The organism is Halorubrum sp. SD41, from assembly GCF_058630335.1.
This window is the reverse complement of sequence record NZ_JBZVGZ010000004.1, coordinates 118215-138456: the sequence shown is the minus strand read 5'-3', so window position 1 is coordinate 138456 and position 20242 is coordinate 118215. Positions and strand designations below refer to the sequence as shown.

Here is a 20242-nt window from a genome sequence, read left to right as displayed (position 1 = left end):
AGGCCGCCCCGGCCGGCCCGCGCCGCGGGGCGCGCCCCCCGCGGCGGGCCCAGCGGCCCCCGAACCCGGCCGGCGGGAGGGGGCCCGGGGCGGCCCCGCCCCCCAGCGACGAGGCTGGGGAGGCGTGAGGTGCTGTGCGGTGCGGGGCGGGACTCAAAGGGGCAGTCGCGGGGCGGACGCAGGCGTCCACGAGAGCGAAGCTCTCGTGAGCCAATCAGAACGCTTCGCGTTCTGATGACGACGTAAGCACCGCAGGAGCGAGTGAAACGAGCGACGAGGAGCGTGGTTCGAGAGAGCGGAGCTCTCTCGTCATCCCGAAAATCGGAGATTTTCGGGCGACAGCGAGCGTGCGCCCGCCTCGCGGCTGGGGCTTTGGCGGTGTTCGTTGTCCGCCCTCACTTGATCGCTTATAAATAACACTCCGCCGCGTCGGGGGCGCTCTTCGTTTGTTCAGTCCTACCCTCCTCCGATTCGAGAAGTCTCGACCCCCGAACCGCCTCACGATCACCGCCCGTCCCGTGCGGAACCCATTTGCCTCGCCGTCGCGTACGCGTCCCCATGACGTTCAGCCCCGAAACGGACGCCGACCCCGAGGAGATCACCGAGCGCGTCGAGAACACCATCGCCGACAACGACGTGGTGCTGTTCATGAAGGGGAACCGCCTGATGCCGCAGTGCGGCTACTCGAAGCGCGCCGTCGAACTCATCTCCCAGCACGTCGAGGAGTTCGAGACGGTCGACGTGCTGCCCGCGCTGCCGCAGTACCGCGAGGCGCTCGAATCGCACAGCGGCTGGGAGACGATCCCGCAGACGTTCGTCGACGGCGAGTTCGTCGGCGGCAGCGACGTGCTCGCCGAACTCGACGAGCGCGGCGAACTCGCCGCCGAACTGGACGCGGAGTGAGCCCCGGCTCCGGTGCCGGATCCCCGCCTCGAAGCGTGAGACGCCGGACGAGCGCGTCGCGCCGATCTTCACATCTCGAAGGGCAGTCCATATAAACCTACGGTGCCTACGTAGGGTAGGTGCAGCCGTTGCCGCTGCCGCCGTGACCACCGGTTCGATCCCACCGCATTCCACAAACAATGACAGGCCGCGTGTTCCGACTTCATTCGACGCTCGAACTGCCCCTCGAAGACGTAGAGACGTACTTCGACGAAGACCCCGATCTGCCGCAGGAGATCGACGACATCGACATCACGCGTCGAAACAACACACTCATCATCAAGGCCCTGTCCGACGACGAGTCGATCAGCAAGTACACGCCCACGGCGCAGCTGAAGGCGTCGGTCACGGAGACCCGCGTCTGGGAGGAGGAGCCGCCGCGCGCCGGCGGCCCGCAGTGGATGGACGACGAGGAGGAGGAGATCCCCTCCGAGCTCGTCGAGTTCGCCTGCTTCAAGGGCGACCGCGAGACCGTCCTCCAGAACTCCGCGCTCCAGTACCCGATGTTCCGGGTGCTCCGCAAGATCGCGACGCTCTCCGAGAAGGGGACGCTGACCGCGATCACCGAGGAGGACGGCGAGCTCGAGGCGACGCGGATCGTCGAGGGCGAGCCCCGCCCCGCCAGCATCGAGGTCGTCGAGAGCCCGCAGGGCGCCGGCGAGGGCGACGGCGGCGTCAACTGGCGCGACAACGAGTTCATCTCGGACTGACGCGGCGCGAGAGCCACCGAACGCGCCCGACCGAACGCGGGCCGACCGCCGACCCTTTATCCGCGCGACTCCCTCCTCCGGCCATGAGCAACTGGGTGAGCCTCTTCTCCGGCGGCAAGGACTCCTCGTGGGCGCTGTACCGCGCCTTGGAGGAGGGCCTCGACGTCTCGCGGCTCCTGACCGTCCACCCCGCCGGCGACTCGTACATGTACCACACGCCGGCGACGGAGCTCGCCTCGCTCGCGGCCGAGAGCGTCGGGATCGACCTCGTCGAGGTGTCGCCCGACGACTTCGGCGCGGACGACGTGGACGACGCGGGCGCGCAGGGTGACGCCGAGCTGGAGCCGATGGAGGCGGCGCTCCGGGAGGTCGCCGCCGCGGACGGCGTCGACCTCGCGGGCGTCACGGCCGGCGCCGTCGAGAGCGAGTTCCAGACGAACCGGATCCAAGACATGTGCGACCGCCTCGGGATCGACCTGTTCGCGCCGCTGTGGCAGCGGGACCCGGTCGAACTGGCGGAGGAAATGCTCGACGCCGGCTTCGAGATCCGGATCGTCCAGGTGGCGGCGTACGGCCTCGACGAGTCGTGGCTCGGGCGACGCTTCGACGCCGACGCGCTCGACGACCTGCTCGCGCTCCGCGAGGAGTACGGCGTCCACCCGCTCGGCGAGGGCGGGGAGTTCGAGACATACGTCGTCGACGGCCCGCACATGGACCGCCGCATCGACCTGACCTACGACGCGGTGTGGGAGGGCGACCGCGGCCACGTCGAGATTCGGGACGCGGCGTTGGAGTGATTCGGGGCTTCGGCGTTGGAGTGATTCGAAATCTTCTCTCGAAACCGGTCAAAACCCCTCGCTACGGCCAGCTGCCGGCCTGATCGTACGCGTCCACGATCCGACCGATGCCGACGACGTACGCCGCGGTGCGGAGGTTGGGGACGTCGTTCGACTCGTAGGTGTCGACCAGCGTGTCGAACGCGTCCGTGATCACGCGTTCCAGTTCCTCGTTGACGCGCTCCTCGGTCCAGCTGAACCGCTGTCGGTTCTGGACCCACTCGAAGTAGGAGACGGTGACGCCGCCCGCGTTCGCGAGGATGTCGGGGACGACGTGGACGTCGCGCTCGGCGAGCACGTCGTCGGCGTCGGGGGTGAGCGGCCCGTTGGCCGCCTCGACGACCAGCTTCGCGTCGACGTCCGCCGCGAGGTCGCCGTCGACGGCGTTCTCCAGCGCGGCCGGGACGAGGCAGTCGACGTCGAGCGTGAGCAGCTCGTCGTTGGTGAGCGGGTCCGTTTCGGGGTACTCGACCACCGAGCCGGTCTCGGCCTTGTGCGCCTTCACCTCTCGCGGGTCGAGCCCGTCGGGGTCGTGGATTCCGCCGGAGGAGTCGGACACCGCGACCACGCTCGCGCCGAGGTTGTCGAGCAGCGCGGCGGCGATCGAGCCGGCGTTGCCGTACCCCTGGACCGCGACCGTCGCGCCCGAGAGGTCGCGGTCGAGCCAGTCGAACGCCTCGCGGGCCGACAGCGCCACGGAGCGGCCGGTCGCCTCGACGCGGCCCTCGCTGCCGCCGGAGTCGAGCGCCTTCCCCGTGATGACGCCGGGCGCGGTGGTGTTCTCTAAGGTCTCGTAGGTGTCTTTGATCCAGTTCATCTCGCGCTGTCCGGTGTTGACGTCCGGCGCGGGGATGTCGCGGTCCTCGCCGATCAGCGGGCGGAGTTCGGTCGCGAACGCTCGGGTAAGCCGTTCAAGCTCGGTCTCCGAGTAGTCGGCCGGATCGATCGCGATTCCCCCTTTCCCGCCCCCGTAAGGGACGTCGACGACGGCGCACTTGTACGCCATCCAGCCGGACAGCGCCTTCACCTCGTCGCGGGTGACGCCCGGGTGATAGCGGATCCCGCCCTTGTACGGCCCCCGGTCGCCGTTGAACTGCGAGCGGTACGCGCGGACGGTCTCCAGCGAGCCGTCGTCGCGCTCGAACGTCAGGTTGGTCTCCAACACCCGCTCCGGGTTCTTCAGTCGCTCGATGACGCCCGGGTCGGCGTCGACGACCGCCGCCGCGTCGTCCACCTGCTCCCGCAGACTCTCGAACGGATTCGCCTCAGAAGACATACCTCCACGTGCTGGGGGGCCGGGGTTAATTGTGACGGACGCCGCGAGTTCGCGCCGCCGCCGGGTCGGCGCCCGGCCTCAGCGGTCGGCCTCGGGCGCTCGGTCGAGGATCCGCTCCGCCTGCGCGATCAGCGGCGCGTCGATCATCTCGCCGTCGACCTGGAAGACAGCCCGGCCCTCCCGCTCTGCCTCGTCGCGCGCGTCGAGGACGGCCTCGGCCCACTCGACGTCCGCCGAATCCGGCGTGAACGCCTCGTTGATCGGCGCCACCTGCGCCGGGTGGATCGCGAGCTTCCCGTCGTAGCCGAGCCGCCGCGCGAACGCCGCGTCCTCGCGGAGCCCCGCCTCGTCGGAGAAGTCCGTGTACACCGTGTCGATCGCGTCGACCTCGGCCGCGCTCGCCGCCAGCACGACGTGCTCGCGGGCGTACAGCACCTCCGTCCCCTCGTCGGACCGGGTCGCGCCCACGTCGGCGGCGAGGTCCTCGGCGCCGAAGACGAGCGCGTCGGTCGCGTCCGCGGCCGCGATCGACTGCGCAGCGAGAACCCCCGCCGCGGTCTCGACGAGCGCGAAGACGGCGAGGTCGCGCCCGCGCTCGGCGCACAGTTCGGCGACGCGCTCGACCCGGTCGGCGGCCTCGACCTTCGGGAGCATCACCGCGTCGAGGCGGACCTCGTCGGTTCCCTCCTCCGGCCGGTCCCCGTCCTCGCCGCCTTCCCCCAACACGCCGTCGAGGTCGGCCGCCGGCGACTCGGCGGTCAACCGCACGCAGACCTCCGCGTCGGGGTCGAAATCGGGGTCGGCGAGCACCTCGCGGACCGCCGCCCTCGCCTCGTCCTTCCGGCCGGGAGCGACGGCGTCTTCGAGGTCGAAGCAGATCACGTCGGCGCCGGCGTCGGGCGCCTTCCGCATGAGGTCGGGGCTGTCGCCGGGAGAGAACAGCAGGCTTCGTCTGGCCATGTCGAGGCCTCCCCGGCGTCCGATATAAATCGTTGGCGTCTGCGGTGGACGATTTATAAATAACCGAGACGGTGCGGCGGCGCGCGCCGGTGAGCGGCCGACAGGCCGCGAACCGCACGCGCGAGGGAGTCGGGCGCGACGAGGGCGATCGAAGAGAGCCCGAAGACGCGCCCGACGAGGCTGGGGAGGTGTGAGGTGCGGTTGCGGTGCTGGGCGGGATTCAAAGGGGCAGTCGCGAGGACGAAGACGCGTGACGCAAGGACCGCAAGGAGGGAGCGTTAGCGACCGACTGAGGACCGTAGCGAGCGCATCGAGTCCTCGCGACTGGGGCTTTGGCGGTGTTCGCCGCCGATCAACTAGCAGTTATTTATAAGCGAGCGGCTGGGGCTTTGGCGGTGTTCGCTGTCGATCCGCAGTCAGCTATTTATAAACGAGCGGCTGAACGCCGGACGGAATCACCACGAACGACACCCCGATAAAGAGCGGTACCGATTTCACGTCACCGAGTGACCGGGAAACCATGACGGGACTGTACTACGAGGAGTTCGAGGTCGGCGAGACCATCGAACACGCGAAGCGACGGACGATAAGCGAGGCGGACAACCAGCGCTTCTGCGACATGACGATGAACCAGCAGCCGCTCCACCTCGACGCCGACTTCGCCGGGGAGACCCAGTTCGGCGAACGGATCGTGAACGGGCTGTACACGATGTCGCTCGCGGTCGGCCTCACCATCCCGGAGACGACCGACGGGACCATCGTCGCGAACCTCTCGTACGACGACGTCGAACACCCGAACCCCGTCTTCCACGGCGACACGATCCGCGCGCGGTCGACGGTCACCGACAAGCGGGAGACGAGCGACGGCGAGCGCGGCGTCGTCACCATGCGCGTGGAGGCGTTCAAGGTCGTCGACGGCGACGACGACGTCCTCGTCTGCGAGCTCGAGCGGACGGTGCTCTCGGAGAAGCGGCGGGCGGACGACGGGAGCGAATAGGCCGGCCAGGCGGCGACCCGAGACCGCGGCGTCGGCCCCGGTCAGTCCTCGCTGGCCAACAGCAGCCCGAGGTAGGAGGTCCGGACCTGGTCGTCCGCGTCGAGGCCGAGGCGGCCGAGCGCCTCGACCGCCGCGTCGCGCGCCGCGTCGACCTCGCCCTCCGCCTCGACCTCCCGCTCGATCTCGACGTACTCGTCGAGCCCGCTCACGGCGTCGAGCGTCACCGTGAAGCCGTCGTACGACCAGAACTCGCGGCGCTTCTCGACGGTCGCGGCCGGCTCGAAGCCGAGCCCCGAGAGGACCGCGGCGAGGGCCTCGCCGTCGTCGACGCCCGTCTCGTGTTCGGCGCGCGTCTTCGAGGCCGCCTCGAGGAGCGGTCCTTTATAAGTGACCGTCGCAGACGCGTCGGCGTCGGCTTCCGCAAACGCGTCGACGTCGGCTCCCGACGACGGTCCGTCCTCCGCCGCCAGCGGCGTCTCGCGCCGGATACGGAGCGCCTCGTCGGTCTCGGCGAACTCGCGGTGGGGCGCGTCGTAGTAGGTGTCGCGCTGGCGGCGCGCGTCGACGCGCTCGGCGCCGGCCTCGCAGAGGCGCTCGCGAGTCGCGTCCAAGTCGGCCGGGACCTTGATCTCGACCTCGTACATGCCCGAAGGTGCGGCCGGGGCGTTCATAAGCGGCGCGGGACTCTGCGGACTTTCGCGGCGGCCGCCGGGACCCGCTCGCCCGGCACCGCACACCCCGAACCGCCGCAGTCTCCCGTTCGCCGGCGGCCTTCGGGCCGAACCGTGCTTCTTAAGGGTGTAACAGGTGACGTTCGGGTATGAGCGATCAGGAGCAAGCGGACGCGGCCGACGAGGCCGAGGAGACCGAGACCGAGACTGACGCCGACGGACTCGAAGACGGCGACTTCGTCCGCGTCGCGTACACGATCCGCACGGCGGACGACGGCCGCGTCATCGACACGACCGACGAGGAGACGGCCGAAGACGCCGAGATCGACGTCGAGGAGTACGAGTTCGAGCCCCGCATCATCGCGCTCGGCGCCGGCCACGTGTTCCCCACCGTCGAGGAGGCGTTCGTCGGCGGCGCCGTCGGCGACGAGGGCACGGTCGACGTCCCCGCCGAGGACGCCTTCGGCGAGTACGACCCCGACGAGGTCGAGACGGTCAAGGCCGACAAGATCCCCGAGGACGACCGCTACCCCGGCGCGCAGGTCCAGATCGACAACCAGCAGGGCCACCTCGAGACGATCATCGGCGGCCGCGCCCGCGTCGACTTCAACCACCCGCTGGCCGGCGAGGACCTCGAGTACGAGTACGAGATCCTCGAAGCGATCGACGACCGCGAGGAGCAGGCCGCCGGCATGCTCGGCATGTACCTCCAGGAGGCCCCTGAGGTCCGCATCGAGACGGAAACGGAGGAAGAGGAGACCGTCACCGAAGACGACGACGGCGAGGAGACCGTCGAGACCGAGGAAGTCGAGAAGGACGTCCTCTACGTCACGGCGACGCAGGCGATGCAGATGAACCAGCAGTGGATGTTCCAGAAACAGCAGATCGCGCAGGACCTCATGGACCGCCTCGACCTCGACCGCGTGGTCATCGAGGAGGTCATCGAGGGCGGCGGCATGGGCGGTCTCGGCGGCATGATGGGCGGCATGGGCGGCGCCGGCGGCGGCGACGTCGACATCGAGGAGGCGCTCGAGGACGTCGACGTCGACGCCGACGAGATCGCCGACGAGATCGACGAAGAGTAGTCGACTCCGCTTCCCTCCCCCGCGATTCTACCGTTTTTGTTGGCCGGCGAGCGACCGCCCCGCCGGGCGAACGGATCCCTTTTGCCCGGCGGCGCGTCCACACCGAGTATGGAGATCGAACGGGCACGCGAGGACGCGCTCGTCGCCGGGGTCGCGGGCGCGGCGACGGTCGCGATCGCGCTGCTGTCGAGTTTCACCGGCGTCGTCTCGGCCGCGACGCTCCCGACGCTGGCGCCGCTCGCCGTGTACGCGCTGTATCTCTTTTCGCGGAAGGGCGGCCCGTACGGGGCGCTCGATACCGCGCGCAACTGGGCGGTCGCGGCGGGCGTCGTCGGCGCGGTCGTCCTCCTCGGGTCCGCTGCGCTGTAGGCTGGGAGCGCGACGGGTCGACCCCGTCAGGCGATGTCGCGGCTCGTGTCGACGGCGACCTCGTCGGTGAGCTTCAGCTTCAGCGGCTCTTCGAGGGCGGCGCCGCCCCGGAACTTGGGGACGACGAGGCGGTTCGCGATCTCGGTCCCGGTGACGGTGGTGCGCAGGTCGAACACCACGTCCGCGACCTGCTCCGTGACGCGTCGCGTCTGCGGGTCCTCGCCGCCGCGGAGCGCGTGGAGCAGGGCGACGCCGCCTGCGTCGACCACCCGTGACCGCACGCCGTCGAGGAACTCGGCGTACGCCGCCGGCGACGCGCTCTCTTCCAACGGCTCCACGGAGTCGACGATCAGCGTGCTCTCCTCGGGGAGGTCGCCGGTCAGCGACGCCACCTCGTCGAGGTCGCCGGCGTCGTCCGTGGCCTCGACGGTCGTCTCCTCGTCTCCGTCGCGGCTGAGCGCCGCCGCCACCGCGTCGGCGGACCGGACGGTCGTCAGGTAGCGGCACTCCCGGACCCGGGCGAACCGGTTCAAGATGAGTTCGGACTGGCTGTCGGGGTTCGCCTTCAACACGACGACGCTACCGCTCGGGAGCCCTCCGCCGAACTGTCGGTCCAGCACCGAGATCCCAGTCGGAAGCGTCTCCATACGATCGCTGCCGCCTGTGGACGCTTGGGTCTGTCGATGGCGGCCCTCTCGGCCGGTCGCGACCCCGTCGTCCGCCGTTTCGGTGCCGCCGGTGGGGGAGATCCTCACGCGATCTGCCACCCGCTCGCCGCCGCGGTCTCGCCGAGCCGCGAGGCGAGGCCGTCGTACGCGCTCCGGACGCCCGGATCGGACAGCGGAGCGGCCCCGCCGTCCGGAATCGCGCCGAGAACGGGACATCCGAGGAGCGTCGACACCCGGTCCGGCACGTCCGTCTCGCCGATCACGACCGCTCCGACCGGCGGACAGTCCAGCCGGCGGGCGATCGCCGCCGTCTTCGCGGCGTCCCGGAGCGCTGCGCGCCTGAGCGGCGTCGCGATCAGCGCGTGGTCCGCCGCCCGCAGGGGCGCGGCCACGTCCGGAGACGCGCCCGCCGGACTGTCGAGCAACACCGGTGCGCCGTCGGGGGTCGCGCCGTCGAGCGCGTCGAACGTCGCGCCCGCGTCGACCGACCGCGGCGCGTCGGGCGCCGCGAGCACCGTCGGCGCCGAGCGATCGGGGCGGACCGGCTCCGTCCCGCGGACCGCGTCGAGGACGGTCCGCGTGTCTTCTCCGTCGGTGCGGGGGCGGGCGCCGACCGGCGAGCCCTCGGCTCCGGTCTCCGTCGGGGCCTCGGGCTTCGTCTCCGCGGCCAGCCGTGCGAGGTTCGGGAGGTCCCAGTCGGCGTCGGCCGCGACCACCGGCGCGCCGCGCCGCGAGAGCGCGCGGGCGAGCCCGAGGGTGGTCGTCGTCTTTCCGCTTCCGCCCTTGCCGCCGGCGACGGCTATCACGGCGGGGATGGGTCGGTATTCGGTATAAAGAGTCGGCCGCGGTCGCAGCGCGGTACGGCGTTCAGCTCACCGTGACGGCGGGTTCGAGTCGCGGTCAGTCCTGACAGCAGCCGCCGGCCTCGCCGCCGAAGTCGACGGCGAGGGGATCGGAGATCGCCTCGTTGACCGCTTCGAGCGTGTCCTCCAGCTCCTCCTGCGCGTCGAGGTACTCGCTCATCACCGGCATCGAGTGGAGTTCGTCCTGCGCCTCCTGGACGCGCTGGAGGTCGTCGTTCGTCGCCTGTCCCGTCTGCCGGGCCTGCATGAACTCCGCGCGGAGCTGCTCGAACTCGTCGATCCGCTCTTGTACGTCCTCGTCGCGCTGGACCGCGGCTCTCGCCTCCTCGAAGCGTTCGTACTCCGGGGTTTCGGCGATCCGCTCGCCGAGCTCTCGGCCGAGGTCCTCGATGGAGACCTGTTGGACGCTCATATCCGGACATCGTGGCCGAGCGGTTTGAACCTGCCGGAGCCGGGTCTCGGCGTCGGCTTCTGACGCCCGTTACGCCGTCTGCGACGCGACGAACTCGACCACCGCTTCGAGCTCCTGCGGGCCGATACCGTGGCCGCCCGGGAAGCTCCCGCTCGTGACGTCGGCGCCGACGGCTTCGAGCCGCTCGACGGCCGCGCTCGTCCGCGACTCCGGGATCACGCGGTCGCCGGCGCCGGCGCCGACGAAGACCGGTTTGCCCTCGATCCCGTCCGGGTCGAGGTCCGCGTGTGACTCCGCGAGGTAGCCGTGGAGCGCGACGACCCACGCGTAGCGGTCGGGGTCTTCGAAGAGGAGCGAGAGGCTCGTGATCGCGCCCTGGCTGAACCCGAGCAGGCCGATCCGGTCGGCGTCGAGCCCGTAGGCGCCGACCGCGGCCTCGACGCTCTCGACTATCAGGTCGAGGCTCCGGCGGAAGTCGTCGGCGTCGGGCTGGCTCGACTCCAGTCCCCCCGCCGAGAGGTCGAGCTCGTACCACGTGTACCCGCCCTGGAGCGGGTCGGGCGCGCGGAGGCTGACGACGTGGTGGTCGTCGGGCAGTTCGGCGGCGACCGGGAGCAGATCCTCCTCGTCGGCGCCGCGGCCGTGGAGGACGAAGACGGCGGGCGCGGGCTCGCCGTCGGCTCCCTCGTCGGGCGCGACGTGAACGTGTTCGAGCGGAATATCGGTCATCGGTCCGCGGTTGGCGAGGGCGGGGGTTAGGTCCGTCGGCCGCGGCAGCGCGTCGTCACGGGGGTCGGCGGGGATACGGTCGAGTCGACGCCGTGAATTTATAGTTCGATCGCACGAACGGTCCGCGTATGCGTCCCCGCACCCTCCCCCTGCTGGTCGCACTGCTCCTGTCCGTGACCGTCTTGGCCGCCGCGCCGCCGGTCGACGCGCGCGCGCCGCCGACGCCCGTCTGCGGCGTCTGCGAACTCGATCGGACGACGCCGGACGGCGACTCCGTGGTCGCCGGCGAGAGCTCGCTCACCGTCACACTCCACGGTAACGGGTCGTCGACGTGGGAGGCGCGGGTCGATCTCGCGGCCGGCGGCGACGCGCTCGCGGCGAACGGGTCGCTCCGTCGCGCGGTCGTCACCGACGCGGTGCGCGACGGGATCGCGGACCCGAAGGATGTCGACGTCCGAGTTGACGGCGACGTACTGGCCGTCGATTACCGCGATCCCAACGCCACGGAACGATACCTCGGCGCCGTGGTGTTCACGCCGCTGACGCCCGCGTCTCCGCGGGTTCCGTTCGTCATCGGCGGCGAGGGGACGCGGTACCTCGGCGCCGATCGACTCACCGTCCGCGGCGAGCCCGGGTGGGAGGTCCGGGGCGACGCGCCCGGCGGCGGAACCGGAGACGAGTTGGTCTGGTCCCGCGAGGACGCCGAGCGCGACGACGCGGAGCGGGTGCCCCTCGACGTCGACCGCGATCCCGTCGCAGTCGAAGCGGGCGCGGTGCTGCCCGGCGTTCGGGCGTGGATCGCCCGACTGCTCACCGGAAACGGCTTCTGAGACGGCGGCCGAGCGGCGACGATCACGAACGTCGGGGACGGATCTCGGGGTCGAACGCGCCGTTTAACCGTCCTGCCGCACAATTCGTTCGATATGAGCGGCTCCACGGAGGGCGACCTCACGAAGACGGGGATGGCCCTGAAGCACGACCGCGAGTGGGACTACGAACTCGACCGAATCCTCGAGGCCATCGAGGAGCGCGACGCCTCGAAGGTCGGTCTTCAATTTCCCGAGGGGCTCAAGCGCCGCGGCCCGAAGGTCGCCGACGACCTCCGCGAGGTCGCGCCCGACGACGTCACCTTCATGCTGTCCGGGCAGCCCTGCTACGGCGCCTGCGACCTCGACACGTACCTGATGCGCCGCACGGACGTGTTCGTCCACTTCGGCCACACGCCGATGAAGGAGTCCGACAGCATCGTCTACGTCCCCCTCTTCTCGAACGTCGACCCCTTCCCGATCATGGAGGACGCGCTCGAAGAAGAGCTGACCTCACCGGAGGAGGACGCCGACGTGGGCCTCGTCACGACGGCCCAGCACATGAACCGCTTCGAGGAGATGACGGACTGGCTGGAGGAGCGCGGCTACGAGGTCCACACCCGCCGGGGCGACGACCGCCTCACGAAGGAGGGGCAGGTGCTCGGCTGTAACTACGCCTCCGCGGACATCGACGCCGAGCAGGTGCTGTACGTCGGCGGCGGGAAGTTCCACCCGGTCGGGCTCGCGATGGAACACCCCGACAAGCGCGTCGTCATCGCGGACCCGGTCAACAACGCGGTGTCGGTCGCCGAACACGACCAGTTCCTCAAGCAGCGCTACGCCGCGGTCCACAAGGCGATGGACGCCGAGAAGTGGGGCGTCATCTTCTGTACGAAGATCGGCCAGGGCCGCTGGGAGAAGGCCCAGGAGATCGTCGACAACAACGAGAACGCCTACCTGATCACGATGGACGAGGTGACGCCGGACCGCCTGCGCAACTTCGACATGGACGCGTTCGTCAACACGGGCTGCCCCCGGATCACGACCGACGACGGTCCGCGGTTCCACAAGCCGATGTTAACGCCCGGCGAGTACGAGGCCGCAATCGGCGAGAAGCCGCTCGACTCGATCGAGTTCGACACGTTCCACGACACCTGGTAGGGCCGCGCGGAGCGCGAGGTTCGCTTTTCAGAGTCCGTCGAACTCTTCCGGCGGTGGGATCGCTTTTTGAAGATGATTTCTCCGTCATCGATCGCCTAGCACAGAGGTAGCGGCGAGTGATAACGGGAGTGAGTATCGCAGATCGCCGGCCGCGATGTCGTATTTAAATAGTCGTGAGCGACGGCGACAAACGCTTATAAACAGTGGGCGGTGGCGCGTGCCTGCGAGCGGCCGACAGGCCGCGAGCAGCACCGCGCGAGGGACGCGGTGAGCGCTCGGAGAGCGCGAACCGCGAGGCTGGGGAGGTGTGAGGTGCCGTGCGGAGCGGTTCGGGGTGGGACTCAAAGGGGCAGCCGCGAGGACGGCGCAGACGACGTAAGCACCGCAGGAACGAGCGAAGCGAGTGACGAGGAGCGCAACGAGTGTGCGCCGTCCTCGCGACTGGGGCTTTGGCGGTGTTGTCAGCGGATCCGAATTCGGCTATTTATAACCGAGCGACTGGGGCTTTGGAGGCCCTCACCGCAGCAGCGTCAGTCACTTATAAACAACCGACAGCAACACCGCGATCCTGCTTATAAATAGCCTCACTCACGACGTACTACACGTACTCCCGCTACCGATCGGGAAGCAGCATCCCTCTGCCGGCTGATTCACTCGGTATGACTCTTAAAAGTGGAATTTCACGGAATCCGCTTGCTGATCTGATTCCGTCCCGACCGGCCGTCACGCCTCGCCCGGCGGGTTCACGAACAGTCCGTCGACCACGAGGACGCCGGCCGCGAGCGATCCCCCGGCGACCGGAAGCGTGTAACCCCGAGCGAGGAGCGACGCGGCCGTGTACACGGCGCAGAACGCGAGGGGGATCGCGAGCAGAATGATGTCGGCGCGCTCGATCCCGCCGGAACCGATCGACGCAACCTCCCCGTCCCGCCCGCTCATTCCATGTACCCCAGGTCTCGGAGCTTCTGCGCCATCTGTTTGGCCTCGGTTTCGGAGACCCCCTCGTCGGACTCCATCTCCTGGACGACGACGTGTTTCACGAACTCCTTCACCGAGCCGAACGGCTCGTCCTCGATGTACGCCTCGACGTCCGCGACGAACTCCTTCCGCAGCGAGATGGTGGTGTAGTCGCTCATTGCCGGATTCCTCTCGCCGTGGCCTGATAAATCTTAATTACATCTAATTACCGTCCGTTGTGCTCCGCGGACCTCGGTCCGCCGACGGACGACGGGTGTGAGAGGACCGCCGTGCCGCGGCGCCGAACGTGCCGATTCCGCCGGATCCTCCGCCCTTTTGGGGGAGCATCACGTCGATCGGATCGATGACGACGAACGACGGCCACATCTCCACCACGCACATCGGTAGCCTGCCGCGACCGCCGGAACTGCTCGACCTGCTCACCCGCCGTCAGGACGGGGAGGCGGTCGACCCCGACGAGTGGGACGAGACGGTCGCGGACGCGACCCGCGACGTCGTCGACCGGCAGGACGAGGTCGGCCTCGATTCGATCAACAACGGCGAGCAGTCCCGCGTCTCCTTCAACTGGTACGTCGCCGACCGGCTGAGCGGCATCGACGGGAAGCGGGAGACGGAGCTGTGGGCCGACCTCCAGGAGTTCCCCTCCTACGCCGAGGAGACGTTCAAGACCGACGTGATCGACCTCTCGATGCACCCGGTCGTCAGCGAGGCTGTCGAGTACACGGGCCGCGAGGAGGCAGCGGCCGAAATCGACGAGTTCACCGACGCGCTCGCGGCCGCCGACCGCGACGTCGACGACGCGTTCATGACCGCGGCGTCGCCGAGCGTCGTCACCGCCACGCACGTCGACGATCACTACGGGGATTACGAGGAGTACCTGTTCGCGGTCGCGGAGGCGATGAAGACGGAGTACGAGCTCGTCGCCGACGCGGGCCTCACGCTCCAGATCGACGCCCCGGAGCTGCTGACGGTCGGCCACACCGCGGCGTACGCGGACGAGCCCCTCGAAGCCGCCAAGGACGCGACGCGCCTCCACGTCGAGGCGCTCAACGAGGCGCTCGCGGACGTGCCCGCCGAGCAGGTCCGGCTCCACACCTGCTGGGGCAGCTACGAGGGCCCGCACCACCTCGACACCGACCTCGCGGAGATGCTGCCGCTGATCTACGAGGCCGACATCACCGGGCTCAGCGTCGAGCAGGCGAACCCGCGTCACCAGCACGAGTATCGCGCGTTCGACGAGCACCCGGTGCCCGACGGCTGGACGCTCATCCCCGGCGTCGTCGACGTGAAGACGAACGTCATCGACCACCCGGAGACGGTCGCGGACCGCTTGGAGCGCGTCGCGGGCGCGGTCGACGACGGCACGCCGCTGACGGCCGCGCCCGACTGCGGGTTCGGGACGCAGGCCGGCCTCGGCATGGTCGACCCCGAGATCGCGTGGGCGAAGCTCGAAGCGCTCGTCGAGGGCGCCGAGATCGCGAGCGAGCGGCTCGCCTGAGCCGGCGCGCGCCGGGGGTCACTCGCGGCCGACGACTCGCTCGACGTACGCGACCGCCTCCGCCGGCGACGCCGCCGCCTCCACGCCGTCGACGTCGTGGGTGTCGAGCCCCGCGACCGGGCGCCCCTGCGCGATCGCGAGCCCGATCTCCGAGAGCGTCCCCGGACCGCCGTCGACCGCGATCGCGGCGTCGCCGTTCATGACGACGAGCGCGTTTCGCGCGTGACCCATCCCGGTCGCGATCGGCACCGCGACGTGCGGGTTCGCGTCCCCGCGGTCGTCCGTCGGCAGGATCCCGACCGTCTCGCCGCCGGCCGCGCGGGCGCCGCGGCAGACCGCCTCCATGACGCCGCCGAGGCCGCCGCAGACGACGACGTGGCCGCGCTCCGCGAGCCGCTCGCCGAGCGCCGCCGCGACCGCCGCCGTCTCCCCGTCGATCGAACTGCCGCCGATGACGCTGACGCGCATGGTTCGATCCTGAGCGCGGGCGACGGTAAAGCCGCCCGGTTACGCCGCATTCGGGTCCGAACCGACGTTTCGTCCGATTCTCGTCGTCGAGACGGCCACTGAAACCCTTATCCCCCCTCGCCGTGAATGAAGGCTATGACGTACGATACCGTCGTGTTCGACAACGACGGTGTCCTCGTGGGCCGCACGCGCTTCGACGTGCTCCGGGAGGCGACCCGGGACGCGTTCGAGGAGTGCGGCGTCGAGGAGCCCGATCCGGACGACGTAGAGCAGATGACTATCGGTGCGACACCCGGCAGCGTCGGCACGGTCTGTCAGACGTACGACCTCGATCCGGGGTCGTTCTGGCGGACGCGCGACGACGTGGTGTCGCGGGCGCAACAGCAGGAGGCCCGCGAGGGGCGAAAGACCCCCTACGACGACCTCGACGAGCTCCAGGACCTCGACGTCCAGATGGGGATCGTCTCGTCGAACCAGCAGGCGACCGTCGACTTCCTCGTCGACCACTTCGACGGCTTCGACCGCATGGGCGCCGCCTACGGCCGCGAGCCCACGATCCACTCGCTCCAGCTCCGCAAGCCGAATCCGCACTACATCGAGCAGGCGCTCGGCGACCTCGACGCGGGCAACGCCTTGTTCGTCGGCGACAACGAGTCCGACGTCCGCGCGGCCGAGAACGCCGGCATCGACTCGGCGTTCATCCGCCGACCCCACCGCCGCGACTGGGAGCTGAACGTCTGGCCAACCTGGGAGATCGAGCGGCTCTCCGACCTCCACGACATCGTGGAGTGAGGCCGCGTTCCTCCCGCGCACTCCGCGTCTCGGCAGCGACGCGTCGACCCCGTCGGCAGCGACCCGGCGCGCCGCCGATGAAGCGTTTAAATCGCATGGCGCGTAACTCGCGCTCGTGACCGACTCGCCCCCGTGGGCCGACCTCTTCGGCCACCCCGAACCCTACCCCGAGCAGGCCGACGGCATCGACGCCGCCGTCGACGCCGCCGACGACGGCGGCTTCCTCGCGCTGGAGGGCGCCTGCGGGACGGGGAAGACGATGCTCGCGCTCACCGCCGGGCTCGACCGCGTCCGCGACCCGGACTCCGAGTTCGAGCGCGTCTTCGTCCTCACCAGCGTCAAACAGCAGCTGCGCCAGTTCGAGACGGACCTGCGGACGATAAACGACGACCTCCCGGACGAGTACGACCCCGTCTCGGGACTCACCCTCGTCGGCAAGGCGGACGTCTGCCCGTACGCGCGCGAGAACCGCGGCGGGATCGACCGCGAGAACGTGTACGAGCGCTGCGAGGGGCTCCGCGAGCGAACCCGGAATCTCGTCGGCGACGGCGGCGCGACGACGACCTCCAACCTCGTGAGCGAGGCGCGGAGCCAGCAGGTGGGACTGATGGACTCCGGATCGGTGGCAACCGCCGGAGGCGCCGCGGGCGGCGCGTCCGGGCCGGGCGACGCGTCCGACGAGGGCGGCGCGCCGGCCGCCGACTACCTCTCCGTCGACGGCGAGCCGACCCCGTACCGCCCCGACACCGAGGAGTACGACGACGTCGAGTTCTGTCCCTTCTACGCCGGGTTCCTCGACGATCTCCCCGACGACGGTGATCAGGCGGAGGCGGTCCCGTTCGACGTCACCGAGCTCGGCCACGTCGACGCCGACGAGCTCGTCCGGCTCGCCGCGGGCCACGGCTCCTGTCCCCACTCGGTCATGGGCGCGCTCGTCCCCGAGGTCGAGGTCGTCATCGGCAACTACTACCACGCGTTCGACCCCGTGACGACCGGGACGTTCACCGGCGCGCTGCTCGACGACTCGACGTTCGTCGTCTGCGACGAGGCGCACATGCTCGAACCGCGCGTGCGCGACCTCGTGAGCGACGCGGTCGCGGACGCCAGCCTCCGCGACGCGGAGAACGAGCTCACCCGGGTCGTCCAGCCGCTCTCGTTCGAGAGCGCGGGCGCGGAGTCGGACGACGCCGCCTTGGTCCGCGGCGAACTGGAGGACGCGGACGTGGCGGTCGAGGAGATCGAGGCGGTCCGGGAGTTCTACGCGGACCTCCGCGGCGAGCTCGACCGCCGCGTGACCGCGCACCTCGACCGCGAGCGCCCGGACTGGCGGGCGTCGATGCGCGAGCTCGACGACGAGGAGATCCCGCTCCGCGACCCCGAGGAGCCGGGCGAAGACGAGATCACGGCGTGGGCGGACGGCGAGGGGTACGGGGAGCGCGTCTGGGCGCGCGCCGAGCAGGTCGGCGCGGTGGTCAAGCGCGTCCTCGACTCGCTGGAAGACGAGGACAAGCAGCGCGCGGCGCCCGGCGTCGGCCGCACCCTCAACGCCTGGTACCGCGAGGGTCACACCGACTTCTTCCGGGCGATCGAGCTCGAACGCACCTTCGACGAGACGGAGCCGCCGGACTCGTGGCGCCGGGCGTACAACGCGCGCCTCGCGCTCCACAACTGCCTCCCGAGCGAGCCGATCGGCGATCGCCTCGCGGAGTTCGGCGGCGGCGTCCTCATGAGCGCGACGCTGGAGCCGATGGACCTGTTCCGGGAGGTGACCGGGCTCGACCACCTCGCGGAGCGCGGGCGCCCGGTCGTCGAGCGAACCTACGGGCTCTCCTTCCCCGAGGAGAACCGGGCGAGCCTCGCGGTGGACGCCCCGAAGTTCACCCATCAGAACCGCGGCGCGCCGGGCGAGGAGAACCCGACCCGGCTCGCGCACCTCGACGCGACGGCGGCGGTCGCGCGCCGCGAGGGGAACGTCCTCGTGGGTACCCCGAGCTACGCGGAGGCCACGTGGATGGCGGAGTCCCTCTCGGAGCGGCTCGACAAGCCGGTCCTCTTGGACGAGTCCTCCGGCGACCGCGAGACGGAGTCGCTGAAGGACGACTTCTTCGCCGGCGACGGGAAGGTGTTGGTGACGAGCCTCCGCGGGACGCTCACGGAGGGCGTCGACTACCGCGGCGACCGGCTCTCCGCCGCCGTCGTCTGCGGCGTCCCGATCATCAACACGGCGCGGCCGCAGACGCGGGCGGTGATCACCGCCTACGACCGCCGGTTCGAGTCGGGCTTCGAGACGGCGCTCACCGTCCCCGCCGTGCGGAAGGCCCGGCAGGCGGTCGGCCGCGTCATCCGCGGTCCGGACGAGCGCGGCGTCCGCGTGCTGCTCGACGCCCGCTACGCGCGCGACTCGTGGAACGGCGTCCGAGAGTACCTGCCCGAACACGAGCGCGAGGAGTACCAGCCCGTCAGTCCCGACATGCTGGAGGTCGCGCTCGACCGGTTCGAGTCGACGCCGCAGGCGAACGGAGGCGGCTGACCCGGCGGCTTCGTTCGGGGAAGAGGGTCGATACCACGCGGCTAACGTGCCGTTCGACGCGAGTAGGAGGCGCGTAACTAGGGTCTCGGGGGACGTGTGTCGAGGTATGGAACCCCCCTCTCCCGGCGAGCTGTACCACGTCGTCTGTCGCGAGTGCCCCTTCGAGCGGCTGATCGGTCTCGCCGGCGACGCCGACGCCTACGGCCGGGACCACGCCGCGGACACCGGTCACCGGGTGGCGGTCGACCGGATCGAGTGACCGGGGTTCTCCGGGAGCCGAGCGACGTCCGGTCCGCTCAGACGACGTTCGAGTCGATGTCGCGCGGGAAGTTCGTGAGTCGTTCGGTCCCCGACTCGGTGATCGCGACCGTGTCGGAGTGGCGGTACCCGTACTCGTCGGTGTAGATCCCGGGTTCGATCGTGTACACGTGGCCGGGCGCCATCACGGCGTCGTCGCCGTCGTAGCGCTCGCCCCAGCCCCGGTCGATGTACGGCGGCTCGTGGGCGCCGAGCCCGATGTTGTGGCCGACGTGGTGCTGCGCGAGGTCGGTCACGCCCTGCTCCTCGAAGTACTCCCAGACGACCTCGTCGACCTCGGCGACCGGCACGCCCGGGCCGAGGGCGTCGATCGCGAGCGTCTGCGCCTCCAGCATGAGCTCGAAGTAGTGCGCCTGCTCGTCCGAGTAGCCGCCGACGAACATCGTCCGCTCTAACTCCGAGCGGTACCCGTCGACGTTCGCCGTCGCGCCCGTGACCAGCACGTCGCCCTCGGAGAGCCGTTCGTTCGGGGTGTGTCCGTGGGGGAGCGCGGTCTCCTCGCCGGAGATGTAGCCCGCGTGGACCGGTCCGTCGCCGCGGACGCGGACGCTGTACGCGTCGCCGAGCGCGTCGAGCATGGCGCGGGAGGCCTCGGTCGACGCGCGCTGCGAGACGGTCGCCGGGTGCGCGCCCGGCTCGGAGAAATCGGCGAGGTAGCGGTGCCCGAGGTTGGCCCACTTGGCCGACTCGCGGATCAGGTCCACCTCCGCGTCGGACTTCGCCCAGCGCATCCGGTCGACCCACGACTGCGTCTCGACGTCGAGGGACTCGGAGAATGCGGGCCCTTCGTACCCCATCACGCCCGGCGGCCCGTCGGCGTCGGCGGCGATCGCGTCGGCGCCGAGGTCGTTCAGCATCTCGACGGCGACCGCGACCGGCTCGCCGCCCGGGTAGTCGAAGTAGTCGTGGACGGCGTCGATCCGCGGGTTGGGATCGACGCGCTCGACCTCCAGCCGCGGCACGGTGACCTCGACGCGGTCGTCGGTGACCGCGAGGACGACCGGGCGCTCCGTCTGGATGTGGTGGAAGCCGGTGAGGTACTCTATCGCCGTCGCGCCGACCCACGTCGCGGCGTCGGCGTCGGTCTCGGCGAGCCGGTCCCGGACCGCGGCGAGCCGGTCCGCGAACGCCGACTCGGGGAGTCGCGTGGCCATGGCTCAGGATACGCGAACG

Annotated in this window: 23 protein-coding genes; 12 read left to right on the top strand and 11 right to left on the bottom strand. The window is 70.2% G+C overall.

The features are described 5' to 3' along the window. Positions 1–558: 558 nt before the first annotated feature. From AC4NMM_RS02875 to AC4NMM_RS02865, 3 genes are all read left to right on the top strand, one after another. On the top strand, positions 559–903 hold the full coding sequence (locus tag AC4NMM_RS02875; protein ID WP_096393210.1) for a glutaredoxin family protein: 345 nt from the start codon (positions 559–561) through the stop codon (positions 901–903). A gap of 179 nt (positions 904–1082) precedes the next feature. After that, the gene (locus AC4NMM_RS02870) at positions 1083–1652 is read left to right on the top strand and encodes a DUF7110 family protein (RefSeq protein WP_491923480.1); all 570 of its coding nucleotides are present in this window, start codon (positions 1083–1085) and stop codon (positions 1650–1652) included. An 83-nt stretch (positions 1653–1735) separates the two neighbouring features. Then, a complete protein-coding gene (locus AC4NMM_RS02865; RefSeq protein ID WP_491923479.1) occupies positions 1736–2449 on the top strand; it encodes a diphthine--ammonia ligase in 714 nt (237 codons plus the stop codon). Positions 2450–2510: 61 nt separating this feature from the next. On the opposite strand, the gene AC4NMM_RS02860 is transcribed toward AC4NMM_RS02865, so the two are convergent. Then, on the bottom strand, positions 2511–3764 hold the full coding sequence (locus AC4NMM_RS02860; protein ID WP_491923478.1) for a Glu/Leu/Phe/Val family dehydrogenase: 1254 nt from the start codon (positions 3762–3764) through the stop codon (positions 2511–2513). A gap of 78 nt (positions 3765–3842) precedes the next feature. Continuing rightward, positions 3843–4724 carry an HpcH/HpaI aldolase/citrate lyase family protein gene (locus AC4NMM_RS02855; RefSeq protein ID WP_096393214.1) on the bottom strand — a complete coding sequence of 294 codons (882 nt, stop codon included), beginning with the start codon at positions 4722–4724 and terminating at the stop codon, positions 3843–3845. A 520-nt stretch (positions 4725–5244) separates the two neighbouring features. Between AC4NMM_RS02855 and AC4NMM_RS02850 the strand changes: the two genes are divergently transcribed. Then, positions 5245–5721, top strand: coding sequence for a MaoC family dehydratase (locus AC4NMM_RS02850; RefSeq protein WP_096393215.1), 477 nt, complete (start codon positions 5245–5247; stop codon positions 5719–5721). A gap of 41 nt (positions 5722–5762) precedes the next feature. Here the strand turns inward: AC4NMM_RS02850 and cyaB are convergent, their stop codons facing one another. Then, entirely contained in the window at positions 5763–6365 is a 603-nt protein-coding gene (cyaB, locus tag AC4NMM_RS02845) for a class IV adenylate cyclase (RefSeq protein WP_096393216.1), read from the bottom strand. Between the two features lie 176 nt (positions 6366–6541). Between cyaB and AC4NMM_RS02840 the strand changes: the two genes are divergently transcribed. Together AC4NMM_RS02840 and AC4NMM_RS02835 are read left to right on the top strand one after the other, a co-directional pair. Continuing rightward, positions 6542–7477: an FKBP-type peptidyl-prolyl cis-trans isomerase gene (locus AC4NMM_RS02840; protein WP_096393217.1), complete on the top strand. Its 936-nt coding sequence runs from the start codon at positions 6542–6544 to the stop codon at positions 7475–7477. A gap of 108 nt (positions 7478–7585) precedes the next feature. Next, positions 7586–7846 carry a DUF8049 family protein gene (locus AC4NMM_RS02835; RefSeq protein ID WP_096393218.1) on the top strand — a complete coding sequence of 87 codons (261 nt, stop codon included), beginning with the start codon at positions 7586–7588 and terminating at the stop codon, positions 7844–7846. 26 nt (positions 7847–7872) lie between these two features. Here the strand turns inward: AC4NMM_RS02835 and AC4NMM_RS02830 are convergent, their stop codons facing one another. The 4 genes from AC4NMM_RS02830 to AC4NMM_RS02815 form a co-directional block, all read right to left on the bottom strand. Further along, on the bottom strand, positions 7873–8493 hold the full coding sequence (locus AC4NMM_RS02830; protein WP_096393219.1) for an RAD55 family ATPase: 621 nt from the start codon (positions 8491–8493) through the stop codon (positions 7873–7875). A 104-nt stretch (positions 8494–8597) separates the two neighbouring features. Then, positions 8598–9320: a nucleotide-binding protein gene (locus tag AC4NMM_RS02825; protein ID WP_096393220.1), complete on the bottom strand. Its 723-nt coding sequence runs from the start codon at positions 9318–9320 to the stop codon at positions 8598–8600. 94 nt (positions 9321–9414) lie between these two features. Beyond that, entirely contained in the window at positions 9415–9789 is a 375-nt protein-coding gene (locus tag AC4NMM_RS02820; RefSeq protein ID WP_096393221.1) for a YlbF/YmcA family competence regulator, read from the bottom strand. Between the two features lie 69 nt (positions 9790–9858). Beyond that, positions 9859–10518 (bottom strand): alpha/beta hydrolase, encoded by a 660-nt coding sequence (locus AC4NMM_RS02815; protein WP_096393222.1) that lies wholly within the window; start codon positions 10516–10518, stop codon positions 9859–9861. 128 nt (positions 10519–10646) lie between these two features. Between AC4NMM_RS02815 and AC4NMM_RS02810 the strand changes: the two genes are divergently transcribed. Both AC4NMM_RS02810 and dph2 read left to right on the top strand, forming a co-directional pair. Next, positions 10647–11348 (top strand): hypothetical protein, encoded by a 702-nt coding sequence (locus AC4NMM_RS02810; RefSeq protein ID WP_491923477.1) that lies wholly within the window; start codon positions 10647–10649, stop codon positions 11346–11348. A gap of 93 nt (positions 11349–11441) precedes the next feature. Continuing rightward, positions 11442–12485, top strand: coding sequence for a diphthamide biosynthesis enzyme Dph2 (gene dph2, locus AC4NMM_RS02805; RefSeq protein ID WP_491923476.1), 1044 nt, complete (start codon positions 11442–11444; stop codon positions 12483–12485). Positions 12486–13208: 723 nt separating this feature from the next. Here dph2 and AC4NMM_RS02800 read toward each other — a convergent pair. Then, positions 13209–13424, bottom strand: coding sequence for a DUF8015 family protein (locus AC4NMM_RS02800; RefSeq protein WP_096393225.1), 216 nt, complete (start codon positions 13422–13424; stop codon positions 13209–13211). After that, entirely contained in the window at positions 13421–13621 is a 201-nt protein-coding gene (locus AC4NMM_RS02795; protein ID WP_491923475.1) for a hypothetical protein, read from the bottom strand. The genes AC4NMM_RS02800 and AC4NMM_RS02795 overlap by 4 nt, the downstream gene beginning before the upstream one ends. Positions 13622–13806: 185 nt before the next feature. Between AC4NMM_RS02795 and AC4NMM_RS02790 the strand changes: the two genes are divergently transcribed. Further along, positions 13807–14961 (top strand): cobalamin-independent methionine synthase II family protein, encoded by a 1155-nt coding sequence (locus AC4NMM_RS02790; protein WP_096393227.1) that lies wholly within the window; start codon positions 13807–13809, stop codon positions 14959–14961. A gap of 18 nt (positions 14962–14979) precedes the next feature. On the opposite strand, the gene AC4NMM_RS02785 is transcribed toward AC4NMM_RS02790, so the two are convergent. After that, positions 14980–15429, bottom strand: coding sequence for a TIGR00725 family protein (locus AC4NMM_RS02785; RefSeq protein ID WP_491923474.1), 450 nt, complete (start codon positions 15427–15429; stop codon positions 14980–14982). 135 nt (positions 15430–15564) lie between these two features. Between AC4NMM_RS02785 and AC4NMM_RS02780 the strand changes: the two genes are divergently transcribed. From AC4NMM_RS02780 to AC4NMM_RS02770, 3 genes are all read left to right on the top strand, one after another. Beyond that, positions 15565–16221, top strand: coding sequence for an HAD family hydrolase (locus AC4NMM_RS02780; RefSeq protein ID WP_096393229.1), 657 nt, complete (start codon positions 15565–15567; stop codon positions 16219–16221). Positions 16222–16336: 115 nt separating this feature from the next. Continuing rightward, the gene (locus AC4NMM_RS02775) at positions 16337–18751 is read left to right on the top strand and encodes an ATP-dependent DNA helicase (protein WP_096393230.1); all 2415 of its coding nucleotides are present in this window, start codon (positions 16337–16339) and stop codon (positions 18749–18751) included. A gap of 106 nt (positions 18752–18857) precedes the next feature. Next, positions 18858–19010 (top strand): hypothetical protein, encoded by a 153-nt coding sequence (locus AC4NMM_RS02770; RefSeq protein WP_172863917.1) that lies wholly within the window; start codon positions 18858–18860, stop codon positions 19008–19010. A 37-nt stretch (positions 19011–19047) separates the two neighbouring features. Here AC4NMM_RS02770 and AC4NMM_RS02765 read toward each other — a convergent pair whose 3' ends face one another. Continuing rightward, positions 19048–20223, bottom strand: a complete 1176-nt coding sequence (locus tag AC4NMM_RS02765) for a M24 family metallopeptidase (RefSeq protein ID WP_096393231.1) — start codon at positions 20221–20223, stop codon at positions 19048–19050. Positions 20224–20242 lie beyond the last annotated feature (19 nt).